17 protein-coding genes, 1 pseudogene and 1 riboswitch are annotated in these 20,068 nt (G+C 68.5%); of the genes and pseudogenes, 10 read left to right on the top strand and 8 right to left on the bottom strand.

The window, feature by feature from the left end; translation table 11 throughout:
* Positions 1 to 233: 233 nt before the first annotated feature.
* On the top strand, positions 234 to 1,775 hold the full coding sequence (locus tag AC1DVI_RS02750; protein ID WP_476956667.1) for a sigma-54-dependent transcriptional regulator: 1,542 nt from the start codon (positions 234 to 236) through the stop codon (positions 1,773 to 1,775).
* Between the two features lie 8 nt (positions 1,776 to 1,783).
* On the opposite strand, the gene AC1DVI_RS02745 is transcribed toward AC1DVI_RS02750, so the two are convergent.
* Entirely contained in the window at positions 1,784 to 2,014 is a 231-nt protein-coding gene (locus AC1DVI_RS02745; protein ID WP_476956666.1) for an FmdB family zinc ribbon protein, read from the bottom strand.
* Positions 2,015 to 2,139: 125 nt separating this feature from the next.
* On the opposite strand from AC1DVI_RS02745, the gene AC1DVI_RS02740 reads away from it, so the two are divergent.
* The gene (locus AC1DVI_RS02740; RefSeq protein ID WP_476956665.1) at positions 2,140 to 2,691 is read left to right on the top strand and encodes a gamma carbonic anhydrase family protein; all 552 of its coding nucleotides are present in this window, start codon (positions 2,140 to 2,142) and stop codon (positions 2,689 to 2,691) included.
* Between the two features lie 22 nt (positions 2,692 to 2,713).
* Here AC1DVI_RS02740 and AC1DVI_RS02735 read toward each other — a convergent pair whose 3' ends face one another.
* Complete coding sequence (locus AC1DVI_RS02735) at positions 2,714 to 3,463, bottom strand: sulfite exporter TauE/SafE family protein (protein ID WP_476956664.1); 750 nt, start codon at positions 3,461 to 3,463, stop codon at positions 2,714 to 2,716.
* A gap of 331 nt (positions 3,464 to 3,794) precedes the next feature.
* On the opposite strand from AC1DVI_RS02735, the gene AC1DVI_RS02730 reads away from it, so the two are divergent.
* Positions 3,795 to 4,244: a CBS domain-containing protein gene (locus AC1DVI_RS02730; RefSeq protein WP_476956663.1), complete on the top strand. Its 450-nt coding sequence runs from the start codon at positions 3,795 to 3,797 to the stop codon at positions 4,242 to 4,244.
* A gap of 86 nt (positions 4,245 to 4,330) precedes the next feature.
* Here AC1DVI_RS02730 and AC1DVI_RS02725 read toward each other — a convergent pair whose 3' ends face one another.
* Positions 4,331 to 6,079, bottom strand: coding sequence for a PEP/pyruvate-binding domain-containing protein (locus tag AC1DVI_RS02725; RefSeq protein WP_476956662.1), 1,749 nt, complete (start codon positions 6,077 to 6,079; stop codon positions 4,331 to 4,333).
* Between the two features lie 235 nt (positions 6,080 to 6,314).
* Positions 6,315 to 7,067 carry an NUDIX hydrolase gene (locus AC1DVI_RS02720; RefSeq protein ID WP_476956661.1) on the bottom strand — a complete coding sequence of 251 codons (753 nt, stop codon included), beginning with the start codon at positions 7,065 to 7,067 and terminating at the stop codon, positions 6,315 to 6,317.
* A 193-nt stretch (positions 7,068 to 7,260) separates the two neighbouring features.
* Here AC1DVI_RS02720 and pyk point away from each other — a divergent pair, with 193 nt between their 5' ends.
* Positions 7,261 to 8,736, top strand: a complete 1,476-nt coding sequence (pyk, locus tag AC1DVI_RS02715; RefSeq protein WP_476956660.1) for a pyruvate kinase — start codon at positions 7,261 to 7,263, stop codon at positions 8,734 to 8,736.
* A gap of 44 nt (positions 8,737 to 8,780) precedes the next feature.
* On the opposite strand, the gene AC1DVI_RS02710 is transcribed toward pyk, so the two are convergent.
* Both AC1DVI_RS02710 and AC1DVI_RS02705 read right to left on the bottom strand, forming a co-directional pair.
* Positions 8,781 to 9,470 carry a GntR family transcriptional regulator gene (locus tag AC1DVI_RS02710; RefSeq protein ID WP_149165748.1) on the bottom strand — a complete coding sequence of 230 codons (690 nt, stop codon included), beginning with the start codon at positions 9,468 to 9,470 and terminating at the stop codon, positions 8,781 to 8,783.
* A 170-nt stretch (positions 9,471 to 9,640) separates the two neighbouring features.
* On the bottom strand, positions 9,641 to 10,237 hold the full coding sequence (locus tag AC1DVI_RS02705; RefSeq protein WP_476956659.1) for a thiamine phosphate synthase: 597 nt from the start codon (positions 10,235 to 10,237) through the stop codon (positions 9,641 to 9,643).
* 222 nt (positions 10,238 to 10,459) lie between these two features.
* Between AC1DVI_RS02705 and gcl the strand changes: the two genes are divergently transcribed.
* From gcl to oxlT, 5 genes are all read left to right on the top strand, one after another.
* Positions 10,460 to 12,229, top strand: coding sequence for a glyoxylate carboligase (gene gcl, locus AC1DVI_RS02700; protein ID WP_145626539.1), 1,770 nt, complete (start codon positions 10,460 to 10,462; stop codon positions 12,227 to 12,229).
* A 260-nt stretch (positions 12,230 to 12,489) separates the two neighbouring features.
* On the top strand, positions 12,490 to 13,287 hold the full coding sequence (gene hyi / locus AC1DVI_RS02695; RefSeq protein ID WP_476956658.1) for a hydroxypyruvate isomerase: 798 nt from the start codon (positions 12,490 to 12,492) through the stop codon (positions 13,285 to 13,287).
* A 63-nt stretch (positions 13,288 to 13,350) separates the two neighbouring features.
* On the top strand, positions 13,351 to 14,259 hold the full coding sequence (gene glxR, locus AC1DVI_RS02690) for a 2-hydroxy-3-oxopropionate reductase (RefSeq protein ID WP_476956657.1): 909 nt from the start codon (positions 13,351 to 13,353) through the stop codon (positions 14,257 to 14,259).
* A 134-nt stretch (positions 14,260 to 14,393) separates the two neighbouring features.
* Positions 14,394 to 15,656, top strand: coding sequence for a glycerate kinase type-2 family protein (locus tag AC1DVI_RS02685; protein ID WP_476956656.1), 1,263 nt, complete (start codon positions 14,394 to 14,396; stop codon positions 15,654 to 15,656).
* 256 nt (positions 15,657 to 15,912) lie between these two features.
* A complete protein-coding gene (gene oxlT, locus AC1DVI_RS02680; protein WP_476956655.1) occupies positions 15,913 to 17,211 on the top strand; it encodes an oxalate/formate MFS antiporter in 1,299 nt (432 codons plus the stop codon).
* A gap of 82 nt (positions 17,212 to 17,293) precedes the next feature.
* Here the strand turns inward: oxlT and thiC are convergent, their stop codons facing one another.
* On the bottom strand, positions 17,294 to 19,135 hold the full coding sequence (gene thiC, locus AC1DVI_RS02675) for a phosphomethylpyrimidine synthase ThiC (RefSeq protein ID WP_476956654.1): 1,842 nt from the start codon (positions 19,133 to 19,135) through the stop codon (positions 17,294 to 17,296).
* A gap of 115 nt (positions 19,136 to 19,250) precedes the next feature.
* Positions 19,251 to 19,363: riboswitch (TPP riboswitch) on the bottom strand.
* A 205-nt stretch (positions 19,364 to 19,568) separates the two neighbouring features.
* Between thiC and AC1DVI_RS02670 the strand changes: the two genes are divergently transcribed.
* Positions 19,569 to 19,757, top strand: coding sequence for a hypothetical protein (locus tag AC1DVI_RS02670; RefSeq protein WP_145626533.1), 189 nt, complete (start codon positions 19,569 to 19,571; stop codon positions 19,755 to 19,757).
* Positions 19,758 to 19,844: 87 nt separating this feature from the next.
* Here the strand turns inward: AC1DVI_RS02670 and AC1DVI_RS02665 are convergent.
* A pseudogene (locus AC1DVI_RS02665) lies at positions 19,845 to 20,068 on the bottom strand (oxalate/formate MFS antiporter); the annotation flags it as partial.

Below are 20,068 nucleotides of genomic sequence, written 5' to 3'. Positions count from 1 at the left end.
TCGCAAACGCGATGCCAAGTGCCGGAAGCCGCGCAAACGCTGGAGCGGACGGTCGGGTGCCGGACAACGCTGTACATGAATCGTTACACGGCGGTCGGAAAGCGCTTCCTGCTTTCCTGGTAAACTGATCTAAAACAGCGATTTGCCATAACCGTACAAAAAACGTTACGGCGTATACAAATGTTTACGGCCGCGCCCATCGTGGTACACTCCCTCTTCCACCGGGGAGAGCCATGCGCATCGACGTCCTGTTCGCCGACCGGGTGGGCATCGCCCACGAGATCCTGGCCGTGCTCGCCAAGCGGCGGCTGAACGTCGTGGCGGTGGAGGTGGACCCGCCGCACATCCACATCGACGCGCCGGAATTGGACGTGCCGGGCTTCGGCGCGCTCGACGCCGCGCTGCGCGCCGTGCTGGGGGTGGAGTCCGTCACCCCGATCGACATCCTCCCCGGCACGCGGCGACGGCTGCATCTGGACGCGCTGCTGGCCGCCCTGCCCGACCCGGTTCTAGCGGTGGACCGCGCGGGCCGCATCGTGGTGGCGAACGCCGCCGCGGCGACGGTCGCCGGACGCAGCGAGGCCGCCCTGACCGGCGCCGATTTCGGGCGGCTGTTCGGCGATGCCGAGCTGTCCGACCTGCTGGTGGACAACGGCTTCCGCCTCGCCGCCGGGCAGGAAGTCACGCTGAACGGCCAGCCCTTCCTGCTGGACGCCACGCCCATCGTGGAGGACGGGCGTTCCGCCGGCGGGGTGGTCACCCTCTTCGCGCCGAGCCGGCTGGGCGAGCGGCTGAACGCGCTGCAAAATTTCGATGAAGGCGGCTTCGACCGCATCCTCGGCGAGTCCGCCCCGGTCCGCTCGCTGAAGGCACGGGCGGCGCGGGTCGCGGCGGTGGACGCGCCGCTGCTGATCCTGGGCGAGACGGGCACCGGCAAGGAGCTGATCGCCCACGCCTGCCACCGCGCCAGCCCGCGCCGCGACAAGCCCTTCCTGGCGCTGAACTGCGCCGCCGTTCCGGAGAGTCTGGCAGAGAGCGAGCTGTTCGGCTACGCCCCCGGCTCCTTCACCGGGGCGCAGCGCGGCGGCAAGCCTGGCCTGCTGGAACTGGCCCATGGCGGCACCGTCTTCCTCGACGAGATCGGGGAGATGTCGCCCTACCTCCAGGCCAAGCTGCTGCGCTTCCTGAACGACGGGCGCTTCCGCCGCGTCGGCGGCGACCGCGAGCAGACGGTGGACGTGCGCGTGGTCAGCGCCACCCACCGCGACCTCGACGCCATGGTCGCCGAGCACAGCTTCCGCGAGGATTTGTACTACCGGCTGAACGTGCTGTCGCTCCAGGTTCCGGCGCTGCGCGAGCGCGGGGACGACATCCTTCTGCTGGCCCGGCACTTCATCGCCCGCGCCTGCGCCCAGGCCCGCCGCCCGCCCTGCCGGTTGACCGTCGCGGCGAGCGCCGCCCTGCTCGCCAATCCCTGGCCGGGCAACGTCCGCCAGTTGGAAAACGTCATCTTCCGCGCCGTGACGATGAGCGACGGCGCCTATCTCGACGCCGCCGATCTGGAACTGGCTGGAGCGCGCATGGAGGCGGAAACCGGCGGCGAGCCCGCCGAGCCGTCCAGCTGGGACGAGGCGGCGGCGGCGTTCGAGCGCGGCCTGCTCCGCCGCCTCTACCCGCGCTACCCGTCCAGCCGCAAGCTGGCCGCCCGCCTCCACACCTCGCACACGATGATCGCGAACAAGCTGCGGAAATACGGGATTCCGGATGGGACGTGAGCGCCGCGCTAAAGGCGCGAGCGTTCCGCCTTGCTGTAGTTGCTGAAATGGCCCTCCGCGGCAGCGGCGCCGCGGGCGGTCTTGAGGAACTTGTCAGCCTTAGTGTCCGGCGCGATGCGCGCCACCTTCCGCTCCAGCGCCGCCGATCCGCAGGAGGCGCAGACGGGCGTGTCCGACGAGCGCACCAGCGCTTCGAAGTCGTGGTCGCAGGCGGTGCAGCGGTAGGAGTAGAGCGGCATGGGAGTCCTCACACGGGTCGGGAACCAGGCGCACCCATCATATCACGCAATTTTCTTATGGGTATAGCGCAGTGCAGCATTCTCACGCCGCCGATCCGTTCCGCGCTAGGATGCCGATACGAAGAATGAAGGAGGAACGGGTGATCTACGCCTTCAACGACAAGGTCCCGCAACTGTCGCTCCAGTGCTGGGTGGCCCCCAGCGCCACCGTGGTCGGCGACATCCTGCTGGAGGAGGACGTGTCCGTCTGGTGGGGCGCGGTCATGCGCGCCGAGGAGGAGCGTATCCACATCGGCGCCGGCAGCAACGTCCAGGACAACGCCGTCCTCCACGTCGATCCGGGATTCCCGCTGCTCATCGGGAAGAACGTGACCATCGGCCATCTGGCGATGGTGCATGGCTGCACCGTCGGCGACGGCAGCCTGATCGGCATCGGCGCCACCGTCCTCAACGGCGCCCGCATCGGCCGCGATTGCCTGATCGGCGCCCACGCCTTCATCGCCGAGGGTAAGGAGATCCCCGACCGCTCGCTGGTGCTTGGCGCGCCGGGCAAGGTGGTGCGCACGCTGTCGGACGAAGATGTGGAGCGCATGCGCGCCCCCGCCGCAGTCTACCAGGAGCGATGGAAGAGCTACGCCAAGGGTCTGCGCCCGATCACCGTTCCCGGCCAGTCCTGATGCGCCACGGCGTGGGGTGCCCTCAGGCTCCGGCCCCCTTGATGAAGAAGTACAGGGTCAACCCCACGCCGATCGACACCACCACCCATTTCATCACATCGCGGCTGACCCGCTTCGCCGCATGGGCACCGACGTAGCCGCCAGCGATGGCCGACACCGCCATCACGGCGGTTTCCGGCCAGGACACCGCGTCGGACAGGCAGAAGGCCGCCACCGCCGCGCCGTTCATCAGAGCGGCCAGCAGGATGCGCAACCCGTTCATGGCGTGGATGTCGCGCAGGCCGAACAGGGTCAGCGCCGCCAGCATCAGGAAGCCGATCCCGCCGCCGAAATAGCCGCCATAGATGGCGATGACGAACTGCACGACCAGAACGGAACGTCCCCCCAGCCGCAGCCGGGCGGCCAGCGCCGGCATGAAGCTCCCCACCGCGAAGACCGCGGTGGCGAACAGCAGCAGCCAGGGCACCAGCCCGGCGAAGGCGCGGTCCGGCGTGGTCAGCAGCAGGATGGCCCCGACCACCCCGCCGACGAGGCTGACCACGGAGAAGGCGGTGACGCTGACCTCCGTTACGCCGCGGATCTCGTTGCGGTAGGCCCAGGCACTGGCCATTTGGCCGGGGAACAGGGCGACGGTGCTCGACACGTTGGCGCTGACCGGCGGCACTCCGGCGAACAGCAGCGCCGGAAAGGTGATGAAGGCCCCGCCCCCGGCGACGGCGTTGAGAACGCCCGACGCGAACGCCGCGACCATCAGCAGCACCATGGCAAGCATCGCATCCCCACCCTCAGCCTTTCTGAGTATTTGGCATGCCAGCTATCGTTGTGGGCACCCTGACAAACGCCATAGGAATGGGGGAACCCATAGGAACGAGGGCAAAGCACTGTCGTAAAAATGCGATTTCACTGATTGTTTGCCATATTAGCCATTGACGCGTCGTGGCATCTGGTATACCAAATATCCATCGCCTGCCACTGCCCGATGCCCAGGTGCCGCTAACGGCCTTTAGCGGCCTGACGCGGTTCCACCGGTCAAGCTCCGGTCCCCGCGGGGGTCTCCGTGCAGGGCGCGCTTACGCAACCCGCTGTCTGGTGGAGGGCTCGCCATGAAAGTCGCCGACATTCTTCGGACCAAGGAATCCCGCGTCGTCACCGTCCGTTCCGGCGAAACCATCGAGGAGGCGATCCGGCTGATGCGGTCGGAGAACATCAGCGCCCTGGTGGTCAAGGACGTCTGCCGGACGGAGGGCAACGCCGTCGCCGGCATGCTGTCGGAACGCGACGTCGTCTACGCGCTGCTGGAGCGCGGCGCCTCCGTCCTGAAGACGCCGGTCTTCATGCTGATGTCGCGCGCGCCGCAGACCTGCTCGCCCGACGACAGCCTCGTCCACGCGCTGGAATTGATGGACCGTCACCACATCCGCCATCTGCCGGTGCTCGACGGCTCCACGCTGGTCGGCGTCGTCAGCGCCCGTGACTTCACCAAGCTCCAACTCACCGAGATGGTCGCCCACACCCAGCCGCCGACGCAGGAAACCCCGGTCTACGCCCACTGACCGCGGCCCAGCGGAAGCGAGAAGGCCCCAGCCAAAAGGCCCGTCGTCTCCTTTGACGGCGGGCCTTATTCATGGCCTCTCAACCATCAGTCACCGGCGCTCTCGGCCCAGCGCAGCAGCAGCGCCACGGCTTCCGGCGGCTCGGGACGGATCATCGGCACACTGCCCAGGATCACATGGCCCGCCCCGCCGTCCACGGTGATGATCTCCCCCGACCGAACGGTCAGGTCGCCCACCGTCATCACGCCGGCCGCCGGATCGACGCGCAGCATGCGCGCTCCGGTGACGCAGGGCAGCCCCATGGCGCGGGCGACGGTGGCGGCATGGCTGGTCGCTCCGCCGCGGGCCGTCACCACGGCGCAGGCCACCTGCATGCCGTGCACGTCGTGGGGGGAGGTTTCCGGGCGGCACAGCACCACCGCCACGCCCTCCGCCGCCAGCCGGACCGCTTCGTCCGAGGTGAAGACCGCGGCACCCGTGGCAGCGCCGGAGGAGGCCGGCAAGCCGCGGGCGATCACCTCGCGGGGGGCGTCCGGGTCGGGGATGGGGCGTAGGCTGTCCGCCAGCGCCGGCAGGTCGGCGCGCCGCACCGCCTCGGCCCGCGTGATGATGCCGGCTTGCGCCATCTCCGTGGCGATGCGCACCCCGGCCTCCGGCGTCCGCTTGCCCGCGCGCGACTGGAGGATGAACAGGCGCCCCTGCTGGACGGTGAACTCGATCTCCTGCATGTCGCCGAAATGGCGCTCCAGCCGGTCGGCGATGCGGCCCAACTCGGCAAAGGCCTCGGGGGCGACCGCCTCCAGAGAGGACTTGGCGCCGGCCAGCGGCCCCGGCGTGCGCAGACCGGACACGATGTCCTCGCCCTGGGCGTCGGCCAGGAACTCGCCGCACAGCACGGCCTCGCCAGTGGAGGGGTCACGGCTGTGAGCGACGCCGGTGCCAGAGGCGACGCCGCGGTTGCCGAACACCATCGCCTGCACGGTCGCCGCGGTGCCCCAATCGTCGGGAATGCCGTGCACCGCCCGGAAGGCCACGGCACGGGCGTTGCTCCAGGAGCGGAAGATGGCCGCAATGGCGGCGAAGAGCTGGGTCCGCGCGTCCTGCGGGAAGGGCTCTCCCGCCTCGCGCTCGATCACCGCGCGGTAGGCGGCCGCCACGGCGCGCCAATCGGCGGCGCCCAGGTCGGCGTCGCGGGTCAGCCCGCGCCCCTCCTTGTAAGCCTCCAGCGCCGCGTCGAAGATGTGGGCGCCCACCCCCTGCACCACCGTGCCGTAGGTCTGGATCAGCCGGCGATAGCAGTCGTAGGCGAAGCGGGCGTCGCCGCTGCGCGCCGCCAGCCCCTTCACCGTCGCGTCGGTCAGGCCGAGGTTCAGGATGGTGTCCATCATGCCGGGCATCGACGCCCGCGCGCCCGACCGCACGGACACCAGCAGCGGGTTCTCCGACCCGCCGAAGCGCGCGCCCACGACACTTTCCAGCCGGGTCAGCGCCTCCTCGACCTGGGCGGTCAGCCCGGCGGGAAAGCCGCCCTGTCCGGCGCGGTGCCGGCGGCTGGCCTCGGCCACGATGGTGAAGCCCGGCGGCACCGGGACGCCCAGCCGCGCCATCTCGGCCAGCCCGGCGCCCTTGCCGCCCAGCTCCGCCAGCATGCCGCCGTGCCCCTCCGCACCGCCGCAGCCGAAGGCGTAGACCCACCGCTGCCCACCAGCCACCTGCCCACCGGCCGCCTGTCCATTGGCCGCCGGCAGCGCCGCGTGCCCGGCAACCACCGCCGCACCGACGGCGATGGAGCCGCTGGTGTCGGTGGAGCCTTGGATGATGGACTGGTGGAGCATGGACCTATCCTCGCGTCGGCGTGGTGTTCAGGCGCCCTGCGGACATGAACGGAAAGTTTCTCCGATCAAACCGATATCTTATTTCTCCATAATGCCACTTTGCGCACTGAGTGCAATGCACAAATAGTCGCATTTGCGACGATAACGCTTCGGCGGCGCAAAAAGGCACGGAAAATTCTGCATGGCGGAATTTTAGGCGAGTTGGTGACCGGAAATTCGGAATAGCCTGACGCGCCTAGCCCAACCGTGCCTGCTCCAAAGGGACACGGGTGAGAGGGTAGCCCAGCCCGTCCGGGATGCTCAGCACAGGGCCCTCCGGGGTGTCGGCGGGACGGGGCAGGATGGGGGTCAGGGGGTGGAAGCGCGCGGCCTCCTCCATCGCGTGGCGGACCGTGCGGCAGCCGGCAAGACGCAGCAGGGTCATGCGGGTGGCGAAGACCAGCGACAGCCGTTCCGCCTCCGCCTCGGCCAGGATGGCCCGCGGCGTGCCCCAGAATCCGGCGACCGCCTCCACCCCGTCGACCACGGCGGTCTGGCGCGGCGGCGCCTTGGCGAGGAAGAACAGGGTGTCGTAGCGCCGCCATACGCTTTCCGGCGTGACCCAGCGGGCAAAGGGCACCAGCGCCGCCACGTCCGGCTCCAGCCCCGCCGCCAGAAGCCGGTCCAGGAAGGTCCCGCCCGACGCGCTGCGCAGCCCGTCGAGGACGGCAGCATCCACCGTGCCGCCGGTCATCAGCAGCCCGCACTCCTCGAACGCCTCGCGGATCGCGGCCATCCGCTGCGGCATGTCGTCGGTCAGCGGCAGCGACAGCTCCCGCCAGGGCAGTTCGCTATCCTCCGCGTCCAGCCGCCCGCCGGGAAACACCGTGGCGCCGGGCGCAAAGCGAAGGTCGCGGTGGCGCTGGATCATGAAAACCTCCAGCCCGTCCACGCTGTCGCGCAGAAAGATCAGGCTGGCGGCGGAAAGCGGTTCGACAGGCGTGTTCATGGCATCGTCCTGGCTGATCGCGGGCGTGCAGTGTCCGCCCGCGGGTCGCCCGCGGTCAAACCAACCGTGTGACTTCCCGCTATGTGGAAAAGCCATAGCGGCGGTTTGACCCCCACCCCACCCCGGTCGCAGCATCGCCCCACCACCACACAGTCACCGCCTAAAGTCATCGCCCTCTCAGGAGGCCCGCGCCATGCAGCGCAACCGCAGCACCAAGATCGTCGCCACTCTGGGGCCGGCCAGCTCGACCTACAGCCAGATTTTCGCCCTCGCCGAGGCCGGCGTGGATGTCTTCCGCCTGAACGCCAGTCATGGCACGCAGCGCGACCACGCCGAACGCTACCGCCAGATCCGCGCGGTCGAGGAGACGGTCGGGCGCCCCATCGGCGTGCTTCTCGATCTTCAGGGTCCGAAGCTGCGCGTCGGCACCTTCAAGGAGGTGGCGGTGATCCTGGCCGGCGGCGACCGCTTCCGCCTCGACCTCGACCCGACCCCCGGCGACCGCAGCCGCGTCTGCGTTCCCCATCCGGAGATATTCGCCAGCCTGGAGCCGGGCCATGAGCTTCTGCTGAACGACGGGCGCATGCGCCTGCGCGTGCTGAGCTGCGGCCCCGACCACGCCGAGACCGAGGTCATGGTCGGCGGCACCCTGTCCGACCGCAAGGGCATGAACGTCCCCGGCACCACGCTGGCCCTCAGCGCCCTGTCGGAGAAGGACCGCAGCGACTTGCAGTTCGGCCTGACGCTGGGCGTGGACTGGATCGGCCTCAGCTTCGTGCAGCGGCCCGAGGACATCCTGGAGGCGCGCGCCCTGATCGGCGACCGCGCCCACATCATGACCAAGGTGGAGAAGCCCGCCGCCCTGCCCCGGTTGGAGGAGATCATCGCCCTGTCGGACGCGGTGATGGTGGCCCGCGGCGACCTGGGCGTGGAGCTGCCGCCGGAGGACGTGCCCGGCCTGCAGAAGCGGATGATCCGCATGAGCCGCGCCGCCGGCAAGCCGGTGATCGTCGCCACCCAGATGCTGGAATCCATGATCACCGAGCCGACGCCGACGCGCGCCGAGGCGTCGGACGTGGCGACCGCCGTCTATGACGGGTCGGACGCCGTGATGCTCTCGGCGGAATCCGCGTCGGGCAAGCATCCGGTGGAGGCGGTGGCGATGATGGACCGCATCATCCGCCGGGTGGAGCGCGATCCCCTCTACCGCCGCATCATGGACTCCGAGCACCCGAGCCCGGAGGCGACCACCCCGGACGCGCTGTCCGCCGCGGCGCGCCAGATCGCCGAGACGATCTCGGCCGCCGGCATCGCCACCTTCACCAGCACCGGTTCCACCGCGCGGCGCGCCTCGCGCGAACGGCCGACCGTGCCGATCCTCGGCCTCAGCGCCGAACGCGGAACCGCCCGGCTGCTGTCGCTGGCCTGGGGCGTGCACCCGGTCTGGACCGCCGACGTGCAGAACTTCGCCGAAATGGTCGAGCGGGCGAGCCTCGTCGCCGCCCAGGAGGGCATCGGCGTGCCCGGCCAGTCGCTGATCGTGACGGCGGGGGTCCCCTTCGGAACGCCCGGCACCACCAACAGCCTGCGCGTGGTCACGATCACCGCGAACGGGCTGAACAGCGCGGCCGAAACCGCCGCCGCGGTCAAGACCCACGCGCCGGCCTGACACCGTATCGGTGCCCTTCCCTCCTCACCGGGGGCGGGGCACCTTCACTCCAGGAAGTCGCAATGCTTCTCGACGTGCGCCGCCAGACCCAGCGTGTGGTCACGGATCAGGTGTTCGGCCTGATCGACGTCGCGGCGTTCCAGGGCCTTGATGATTTCCTTGTGGTCGTGGATCGACCGCTCCGCCCGGTTGTCCTGGCCGATGGTCAGCTTGCGGATCGCGCGGATGTGGATGAACAGATTGTCGGTCATCTCCTGGATCAGCTTGGACCCGCTGAGCCGGATGATGCTCTTGTGGAAGGCGATGTTGGCGTCGGAGTATTCGTTGACATGCTCCTTGGGGTTCCGCATCTCGAAGTTGCGGAACAGGTCCCACAGGGTCCGGATGTCCTCGTCGGTGGCCTGCGTCGCGACCATCCGCCCGGCCATGCTCTCCAGCGCCGCCCAGACCTGGATCATCTCGACGATCTCGGCCTTGGTCTTGCGGATGACGAAGATGCCCCGGCGCGGCTGGAGGCGGATGAACCCCTCCTGCTCCAGCAGGGTCAGCGCCTCGCGGATCGGCGTCCGGCTGACGCCCAGCAGCTCGCTGAGCTGCCGCTCCTCAAGCCGGATCTCGTCGTTATGGTCATAGATGTCCATTTGCGAGATGGCTTGCTTCAACGCATGATACGCCTGAGCGCGGAAGGTCGATCCGGTGTCGAGCGGCTGGACGTTGATCGGCGGAGGGTTCATGGTCGGCACCGTTCCTCAATGCTGGCCGTCCGGAAGCACCCCACTGTGCGCCGGCCCGGTCGTGCGAAAGGCATCGCATCGTTTTCGTATATGAGATACCAGATGCACATTTCGGGCTGAAAAGTCCAGGACCACGATAAGGAAAGAGCGTTTCCGTTCACTTCTCTTCCCTACGGTTGTCCGCCTTTCAAGGACTTGAGCAGGTCGGACAGGCGGTCCGGCGTCCGCATCACCACTCCCATGACCGCCACTCCGGCGGCCCCTGCGGCCAGACACTCTCCGATATTGCCCGACTCCACGCCGCCGAGCGCGATGATGGGAAGGGAACTCTCCGCGGCCAAGCGTCTCAGCGTCTCCGTCCCGACCGGCGGGCCGTAGCCCGGCTTGCTCGGCGACGGGAAGATCGGCGACAGCGTGACGTAGTCTGCACCGCCCGCCACGGCACGGCGAATCCCTTCCGCGTCGTGCGCCGAAAGCCCGACCAGGGCGCCGGGACCGAGCCGCCGCCGCGCCGCCGTCACGTCGGCTCCCTCCGGCAGATGCACCCCGTCCGTTCCGGCGGCCAGCGCCAGATCCGGATCGCCGTGCAGCGTGACCAACGCCCCCCAGGGCCGCGCCCGCTGCACCAGGGCATGGGCCAGAGCGACCTGCCGGGACTCGTCCAGGTCCTTCTCGCGCAGCGACAGCCAGCGCAGGCCCCCGGCGAACAGTCGCGCCGCCAGGTCCGGCAAGGGCTGCGCCGCCTGCCGCCGGTCCGTGATCGCCAACAGGCGGGGACTCGGGATCGCCATCATCCGATCACGATGACAGCGCCATCGGGACTGTGCAAGTGCAGCATAATTGTCCGGCGCGCCGTGAAGGACTGCCCCGTTCGGCGCGATTTCCATCACGCGGAAAGGATTCGCCAACACTTTGCCAATAGCCGCCCCGCTGGTGAAAGCTCAATCCAACGCAACAGCGACCCGTTACGCGAGAGAGGAAACCAAGCCATGGCTAGGATGATGGCGATTGAAGCGGCGGTGCATGTCCTGGAAAAAGAAGGCGTGTCCGTTTGCTTTGGCGTCCCCGGAGCGGCCATCAATCCGTTCTACGCGGCGCTGCAACGCAACGGCCGCATCGGCCACGTTCTTGCGCGCCATGTCGAAGGCGCGTCGCACATGGCCGAAGGCTACACGCGCGCCAAGGCCGGCAACATCGGCGTCTGCATCGGCACCTCCGGCCCCGCCGGCACCGACATGATCACGGGGCTCTATTCGGCCTCCGCCGACTCCATTCCGATCCTGTGCATCACCGGCCAGGCGCCGCGCGCCCGCCTGCACAAGGAGGATTTCCAGGCCGTGGACATCCCGTCCATCGCCAAGCCGGTCGCCAAGTGGGCGGTCACCGTGCTGGAGCCGGGGCAGGTCCCCTACGCCTTCCAGCAGGCCTTCCACCTGATGCGCTCCGGCCGGCCCGGCCCGGTCCTGCTCGACCTGCCGATCGACGTGCAGATGGCCGAGATCGAGTTCGATCCCGACACCTACCAGCCGCTGCCCACCTACAAGCCGGCGGCGACCCGCGCCCAGGTCGAGAAGGCGCTGGAGATGCTGAACGCGGCGGAGCGTCCGCTGCTGGTGGCCGGCGGCGGCATCATCAACGCCGACGCCAGCGACCGTCTGGTGGAGTTCGCCGAGATCGCCGGCCTGCCGGTCATCCCGACCTTGATGGCCTGGGGTGCCATTCCGGACGATCACCCGTTGATGGCCGGCATGGTCGGTCTGCAAACCGCCCACCGCTACGGCAACGCCGCCATGCTGGCGTCCGACGTCGTGCTGGGCATCGGCAACCGTTGGGCCAACCGCCACACCGGCTCGGTCGACGTCTACACCAAGGGCCGCAAGTTCGTTCATGTGGACATCGAGCCGACCCAGATCGGCCGCGTCTTCGCGCCGGACCTGGGCATCGTGTCCGACGCCGGGGCCGCCCTCGACCTCTTCATAGAGGTGGCGAAGGAGTGGAAGGCGGCCGGCAAGCTGCGCGACTGGTCGGAGTGGGTGAAGACCTGCCAGGTCCGCAAGCGCTCCATGCTGCGCAAGTCCGACTTCGCCAACGTGCCGATCAAGCCGCAGCGCGTCTATCAGGAGATGAACAGCGCCTTTGGCGAGGACGTCTGCTACGTCTCGACCATCGGCCTGTCGCAGATCGCCGGCGCGCAGTTCCTGCACGTCTACAAGCCGCGCCATTGGATCAACTGCGGCCAAGCCGGTCCGCTCGGCTGGACGCTGCCGGCGGCGCTCGGTGTGCGGGTGGCCGATCCGAAGCGCAAGATCGTCGCGCTGTCCGGCGACTACGACTTCCAGTTCCTGATCGAGGAGCTGGCGGTGGGCGCCCAGTTCAAGCTGCCCTACATCCATGTTCTGGTGAACAACAGCTATCTCGGGCTGATCCGGCAGGCGCAGCGCGCCTTCCAGATGGACTTCCAGGTCCAGCTCTCCTTCGAGAACATCAACGCCCCGGAAATCGGCGTCTACGGCGTTGACCACGTCGCAGTGGCCGAAGGCCTCGGCTGCAAGGCCATCCGTGTCACCGACCCGGACAACCTGCAATCGGCATTCGCGCAAGCGCAGCAGTGGATGGACGAGTTCCAGGTCCCGGTGGTCGTCGAGGTTATCCTGGAGCGCGTCACCAACATCGCCATGGGCACGGAGATCAACAACATCACCGAGTTCGAGGACGTGCTGGACGTGCCCGCGGACGAGCCGGAGCTGGTGCGGGTCTGATCGGATAACGGTTGCCCCCACCCTTCCCACTTCGTGGGTCCCCTCCCTCCCCCGCTTCGCAGGAGAGGGCCAATTCCCCTCCCCCGCGAAGCGGGGGAGGGTCAGGGTGGGGGCAAGTGGCTCCGCCAGATCCACAGTTCCGCAGGGTGAAAAAGCGTCATCCCGGCGTTGACGCCTTTCCCCGCGTCCCCCGATCCTGACGCCAACCGGCCAAGCCTGTAACGAACATCCGGCCCGAAACGAACATCCGGGAGAGAGACATGTCCAAGTTCGCCGCCAACCTGACGATGCTCTACAACGAGCTGCCCTTCCTCGACCGCTTCGCCGCGGCGGCGAAGGACGGCTTCACCGGGGTCGAGTATCTGTTCCCCTACGCCTTCGAGAAGGACGCGCTGGTCGAGCGGCTGGCCGCCAACCGGCTGACCCAGGTCCTGCACAACCTGCCCGCGGGCGACTGGGACGCGGGCGAGCGCGGCATCGCCGTCCTGCCGGACCGCGTCGGCGAGTTCCAGGACGGGGTGGGCCGCGCCATCGACTACGCCACGGCGCTGGGCTGCAAGCAGATCAACTGCCTCGCCGGCAAGGCCCCGGCGGGCATGGCGCCCGACGCGCTGGAGCGCACCTTCGTCGACAACCTGTCCTTCGCCGCCAAGGCGCTGAAGCAGGCCGGCATCCGCTTCCTGGTCGAGCCGATCAACACCCGCGACATTCCGGGCTTCTACCTGACCAACACCGCACAGGCGGAACGGATTCTGGAGGCCGTCGGCTCCGACAACCTCTTCATCCAGTACGACGTCTATCACATGCAGATCATGGAGGGCGATCTGGTCCCGACCATGCAGCGCCTGCTGCCGAAGATCGCGCATGTCCAGATCGCCGACAATCCGGGGCGCAACGAGCCGGGCACCGGCGAGATCAACTACCCCTTCGTCTTCGCGGCGCTCGACCGGCTCGGCTACGACGGCTGGGTCGGCTGCGAGTACAAGCCGGCCAAGGGGACCAGCGAAGGGCTGGGCTGGATGCGCGCCGCCACCCCCGGCGAGACCGTCGCCGCCTGATGGCCGCCGCCTGATCGCCATCCCTTTCGACCGCCCGAACACAGAAGAATTGAGGACACAGCCATGAACATTGGATTCATCGGTCTCGGCATCATGGGCCGCCCCATGGCCGGTCATCTGGCCGACGCCGGCCACACCCTGTTCGTCTACGACATCAACCCGGCCCCGGAAGACCTGTTGGCCAAGGGCGCCACCGCCTGCGGCTCCAGCCGCGAGGTGGCGCAGAAGGCCGACATCGTCTTCACGATGGTCCCCGACACCCCCCATGTGCAAGCCGCCCTGTTCGGCCCGGACGGCGTCGCCGAGGGGCTGTCCGCCGGCAAGATCGTCGTGGACATGTCCTCGATCTCCCCGATCGAGACGAAGGCCTTCGCCCAGCGCATCAACGAACTGGGCTGCGATTACCTCGACGCCCCGGTGTCCGGCGGTGAGGTCGGCGCCAAGGCCGCCTCGCTGACCATCATGGTCGGCGGTCCGGACAAGGCCTTCGAGACGGTCAAGCCACTGTTCGAGAAGATGGGCAAGAACATCACGCTGGTCGGCGGCAACGGCGACGGCCAGACGACGAAGGTCGCCAACCAGATCGTCGTCGCCCTGACCATCGAGGCGGTGGGCGAGGCCCTGCTGTTCGCGTCGAAGGCCGGCGCCGATCCGGCGAAGGTCCGTCAGGCCCTGATGGGCGGCTTCGCGTCCTCGCGCATCCTGGAGGTGCATGGCGAGCGCATGGTGAAGCGCACCTTCGATCCGGGTTTCCGCATCGAGCTGCACCAGAAGGACCTGAACCTCGCTTTGTCCGGCGCCCGCGCGCTCGGCGTGTCGCTGCCCAACACGGCGACCTGCCAGGAGCTGTTCAACGCCTGCGCCGCCCAAGGCGGCAAGGCGTGGGACCACTCCGGCATGGTCCGCGCGCTGGAACTGCTCGCCAACCACGAGATCGGCCAGAACCACCGCGTGACCGAACCCGCGGAGTGAGGCTGGAGTGTTTACCCTCTCCCCCCTGGGGAGAGGGTAAACATTGCCCCCGGCGACAAATCCGTTAGCATTCCCAGCACATGAGGACCGGCGCCGGCGAACGGCGCGGCTCAGGGAAGGGACAAAACCAGACCATGACGACCACCGATCCCCGCGCGCTTCTGACCGACATGTTCCGCGCCGCTGTCGCCTCGGCGCAGCCGGCGCTGTGCGTGCCGCCGCATCTTCCGGAGCCGCCGAAGGGCCGCACGGTCGTCGTCGGCGCCGGCAAGGCCGCGGCCTCCATGGCGAAGGCGGTGGAGGATCACTGGAAAGGACCGCTGTCCGGTCTGGTCGTCACCCGCTACGGCCACAATGTGCCCTGCGAGCGGATCGAGGTGGTCGAGGCGTCGCATCCCGTGCCCGACGAGGCCGGCCAGCAGGCGGCAAAGCGCATCCTCGACATCGCTGCCTCGCTCGGCCCCGACGATCTGATGCTCTGCCTGATTTCCGGCGGCGGTTCCGCCCTGCTGGCCCTGCCAGCACCAGGCATCTCGATGGCCGACAAGCAGGCGGTGTCCAAGGCGCTGCTCCGCTCCGGCGCGAACATCACCGAGATGAATTGCGTGCGCAAGCACCTGTCCGCCATCAAGGGTGGGCGGCTGGCCGCGGCCACCAAGGCGCGGGTGGTCTCGCTGGTCATCTCCGACGTGCCGGGCGACGACCTGTCGGTGATCGCCTCCGGCCCCACCGTGCCCGACCCGACCAGCTACGCCGACGCGCTGGCCGTGCTGGAGAAGTACGGCATCACCCCGCCACAGCCGGTCATGGACCATCTGCTGGCCGGACGCGACGAGAGCCCGAAGCCCGGCGACCCGCGGCTGGAGCGCGTCAGCACGATCCTCGTCGCCACCCCGCAGATGGCGCTGGAGCGCGCGGCGGAGGTCGCCCGCAAGGCCGGCGTCACCCCGGTCATCCTCGGCAACGCCCTGGAGGGTGAGTCGCGCGAGGTGGCGCTGGTCCATGCCGGCATCGCCCGCCAGATCGTCGAGCACGACCAGCCCGCGGCCAAGCCCTGCGTCCTGCTGTCCGGCGGCGAGACCACGGTGACCGTGCGCGGCAAGGGCCGCGGCGGGCGCAACGCCGAGTTCCTGCTGGCCCTGACCGTGGCGCTGGACGGAATGGCGGGAGTCCACGCGCTGGCCGCCGACACCGACGGCATCGACGGGACGGAGGACAACGCGGGCGCCCTGCTCGGCCCCGACACGCTGGCCCGCGCCGCCGAGGCCGGCGTCAACGCCAAGGAGAGGCTGGCCGACAACGACGGCTACAGCTTCTTCAGCGCACTCGGCGACCTGCTGGTGACCGGGCCTACCCTGACCAACGTCAACGACTTCCGGGCCGTGCTGGTCGTCTGAGGTGTGGGGGCGCCGCCGGCCGATTTGATATATCACTTATGGCCTGGGCGGCGCCCGCTCACGAAAATTTGTTGATGACTCCACGGATTATCCGCCACACTCACCGTCAAGGCATCACGAATACGGCGTCTGGCATGCCAACGGCATGCAACCGGATTGCCTCGTTCGAAGGATAAAGCGAAGCGGTCGGGCACCGAACGCACCCCGCGCGCGCCAGGACAAGAACGAGTTAGCGGACCCATCCGGGAGGAACCATATGCGCCAAACCGGTGCGCAAAGCGCCCTGCCTGTCGGCGGGCGTTGGATGCAGTTGCTTGCCGGCGTCATCTGCATGTCGATGATCGCCAATCTCCAGTACGGGTGGACCCTCTTCGTCGAACCCATCGACGACAAGCACGGCTGGGGCCGTGCGGCCATCCAGGTGGCCTTCACCATCTTCATCGTCACCGAAACATGGCTGGTGCCCGTTGAGGGCTGGTTCGTCGATCGCTTCGGCCCGCGGATCGTCGTGCTGTTCGGCTCGGTGCTCTGCGCCGCCTCCTGGGCGCTGAACGCGGTGGCGGATTCGCTGCTGCTGCTCTACGTCGCGGCGGCCATCGGCGGCATCGGGGCGGGCGCCGTCTACGGCACCTGCGTGGGCAACGCGCTGAAATGGTTCCCCGACCGGCGCGGTCTGGCCGCCGGCATCACCGCGGCGGGCTTCGGAGCCGGTTCCGCTATGACGGTGGTGCCCATCGCCACGATGATCGAGACCTCGGGCTACGAGGCCACCTTCATGGCTTTCGGGCTGGGCCAGGGGCTGGTCGTCTTCGCGCTCGCCTGGCTGCTGGTGGCGCCGCCCTCCGCTCCCCTCACCCGCGGCGGATACGCCGCCCCGCCCGCGCAGCGGCAATACACGCCGAGCCAGATGGTCCGCACGCCGGTCTTCTGGGTCATGTACGCCATGTTCGTGATGGTGGCCGGCGGCGGGCTGATGGCGACGGCCCAGCTCGGCCCGATCGCCCAGGATTTCGGGCTGGCCCACGCGCCGGTCAGCATCCTCGGCCTGACCCTGCCCGCCCTGACCTTCGCCCTGTCCATCGACCGGGTGCTGAATGGGCTGACCCGCCCCTTTTTCGGCTGGGTGTCCGACCACATCGGGCGCGAGAACACCATGTTCATCGCCTTCGCCATCGAGGCGGTGGGCATCGTCGCGCTCAGCCTCTACGGCCGCGACCCGGTGGCCTTCGTGCTGCTGACCGGTCTGGTCTTCTTCGCCTGGGGCGAGATCTACAGCCTGTTCCCCGCCTGCTGCGCCGACACCTTCGGATCGAAGTTCGCGGCGAGCAACGCCGGGCTGCTCTACACCGCCAAGGGAACGGCGGCGCTGCTGATCCCCTTCGCCAACATCATCGCCGACGCGACGGGAAGCTGGCACGCGGTCTTCCTGTTGGCCGCCGCGGTCAACGCACTGGCCGCCGTGCTGGCGCTCTTCGTCCTGCGCCCGATGCGAAACCGCATGGCGGCGGAGTCGCTGGGAACGCGCGCCGGCCGGAGCGTGACGGCCACGCCCTGACGCTCTCTTCCCCTCCCCCCGCCTGGGAAAGGAGCCGAAGCGAGGGGGCGCCCGCAAGGGCGTCCCCTTTTCGATTCGGGCGTTACTCCGCCGCCTGCCCCTCCTCCAGATAAATCTCCCCGCCCTTGGCGCGGAAGCTCTCCGACATCTCGGCCATGCCGGAGTTGGCGTAGTCCCGCACCTCCTGCGTGATCTTCATCGAGCAGAACTTCGGCCCGCACATCGAACAGAAATGCGCGACCTTCGCCCCCTCCGCCGGCAGGGTCTGGTCGTGGAAGCGCTCCGCCGTCTCCGGATCGAGCGACAGGTGGAACTGGTCGCGCCAGCGGAACTCGAAACGGGCGCGCGACAGGGCGTCGTCGCGTTCCTGGGCGCCGGGATGGCCCTTGGCAAGGTCGGCGGCGTGGGCGGCGATCTTGTAGGTGACCACGCCCACCTTGACGTCGTCGCGGTCCGGCAGACCCAGATGCTCCTTCGGCGTGACGTAGCAGAGCATCGCCGTGCCGAACCAGCCGATCATGGCGGCGCCGATGGCGCTGGTGATGTGGTCGTAGCCCGGCGCGATGTCGGTGGTCAGCGGCCCGAGCGTGTAGAAGGGCGCCTCGCCGCACAGCGCGAGCTGCTTGTCGACGTTGGCCTTGATCTTGTGCATGGGCACATGGCCCGGCCCTTCGATCATGACCTGCACATCGTGCTTCCAGGCGATCTTGGTCAGCTCGCCCAGCGTCTCCAGCTCGGCGAACTGGGCGGCGTCGTTGGCGTCGGCGATGGAGCCGGGGCGCAGCCCGTCACCCAGCGAGAAGGCGACGTCGTACGCCTTCATGATCTCGCAGATCTCCTCGAACCGCTCGTAGAGGAAGCTCTCGCGGTGGTGCGACAGGCACCATTTCGCCATGATCGAGCCGCCGCGCGACACGATGCCGGTGGTGCGATTCGCGGTCAGCGGGATGTGCGCCAGACGGATGCCGGCGTGGATGGTGAAATAGTCCACCCCCTGCTCCGCCTGCTCGATCAGCGTGTCGCGGAAGATCTCCCAGGTCAGGTCCTCGGCCTTGCCGCCGACCTTCTCCAGCGCTTGGTAGATCGGCACGGTGCCGATGGGGACCGGGCTGTTGCGCAGGATCCACTCGCGCGTGGTGTGGATGTTGCGGCCGGTTGACAGGTCCATCACGGTGTCCGCCCCCCAGCGGATCGACCAGACCATCTTGTCGACCTCCTCCCCCACCGAGGACGCGACGGCGGAGTTGCCGATGTTCGCGTTGATCTTGGTGAGGAAGTTGCGGCCGATGATCATCGGCTCCGATTCGGGGTGGTTGATGTTGGACGGGATGATCGCCCGCCCGCGCGCCACCTCGTCGCGGACGAACTCCGGGGTCACATGGTCGGGGATGGAGGCGCCGAAGTCGTCACCGTCCCGCGCCGCCGCCTCGGCCAGCCGCTGGCGGCCCAGATTCTCGCGGACGGCGATGTACTCCATCTCCGGCGTGACGATGCCGGCGCGGGCGTAGGCCATCTGCGTGACCGCCCGGCCTGGCTTGCCACGCAGCGGACGGCGCCCGGCACGGTCGAAGACAGGAACGGCGCGCGTCTCGCCGACGCGCAGCCCGTCGTCCTCCGGACGGACCTCGCGACCGTCATAGGCCTCGACGTCGCCGCGACCGTCGATCCAGGAGCGGCGCAACTCCGCCAGGCCGCGGCGGATGTCGGTCTGCACGGCGGGATCGCTGTAGGGGCCGGAGGTGTCGTAGACGCGCACCGGCGGCTCGCCGCCGCCGACATGGATGTCGCGCATGGCCACGCGCAGGTCGGGGAAGCGCTCTCCGGCCACATGGACCTTGCTGGAGGACGGCAGCGGGCCGGTCGTCACCGAGAAATGGTCGGACGGCGCGGTGTCTTTCGAAGCGGGGGGAAGAGAGTCGGGCATCTGCTGTGGATCTCCATCGCACATAGGATCGTTGGAGACCCGGGTGTGACGGAGCGGCAGAACGGACGACCGGAGCGGTCCCCATAAAGGGGTGCGCGATGGGGTGCGCGTGACCGTGGCCCGTTTGTTCCTGTCCCTACGCCGGTACGACCCGGATCAGGTTCAAAGGGTTCGGCGCCTTACGGCATCATCTCAGCCCCGTGCTATGGGGCTCCCCTTGGAACGTCGCCATGCTGAACGATCCGCCCCACCCACGTCAATGCGATTCACGGCGCGATTCACGGCGAATTCCACCCGATCAATGCAATTGCCGCGGTTCTGGTATCCATTATCTGGTATACAAAATCCTATTGCGCAGCCTGAGCCGGGCCGCTATGCTGCATCACAACAACAAGAAGCAACGTCCCCCTCCCGAGTGCCCGGAGCCCGTCCCATGCTCGAATCCCAGATGATCGCCTTCGTCGCCCTGGCCGGCCTGATGGGCCACGGCCTGACTTTGCTGATGCGGGAGGACGACGAGTGGAACTCCGATCCGCAGGACGAGCAGCCGGACGGCCTCTGGTCGTCGGACCGCTTCAACCAGTCCGGCGAAGGCCACAACCGCCCCTTCTTCCTGGAATGAAAGAAGGCCGCCGCGCGGGGTGCGCGCGGCGGCCGTCATCCAAGATAAAGTCGTCCGTGATACGAAACCTGAAGCTTTGCGGGCCGATCAGTGGCCGGGCTGCACCGCCAGCCCACCCGYACCCTGCTGGGCGGCGAGTTCGGCGTTTCGGGCATGGTGCYKGCGCAACATTGGCCGCAGGACCGCGATGGCGCAGAAGGCCGCGATGAGATCCATGGTGGCGCAGATGTAGAGCACGGTCGCCCAGGTGCCGGTGGCTTCCATCAGCAGGTTGCCCAGCGGGACCAGCAGSGCCGCGACGCCCTTGGCGC

Source organism: Azospirillum sp. P4_B5, assembly GCF_056402275.1.
The sequence above is the reverse complement of the archived record's forward strand: the minus strand, read 5'-3'. Positions and strand labels throughout refer to the sequence as shown.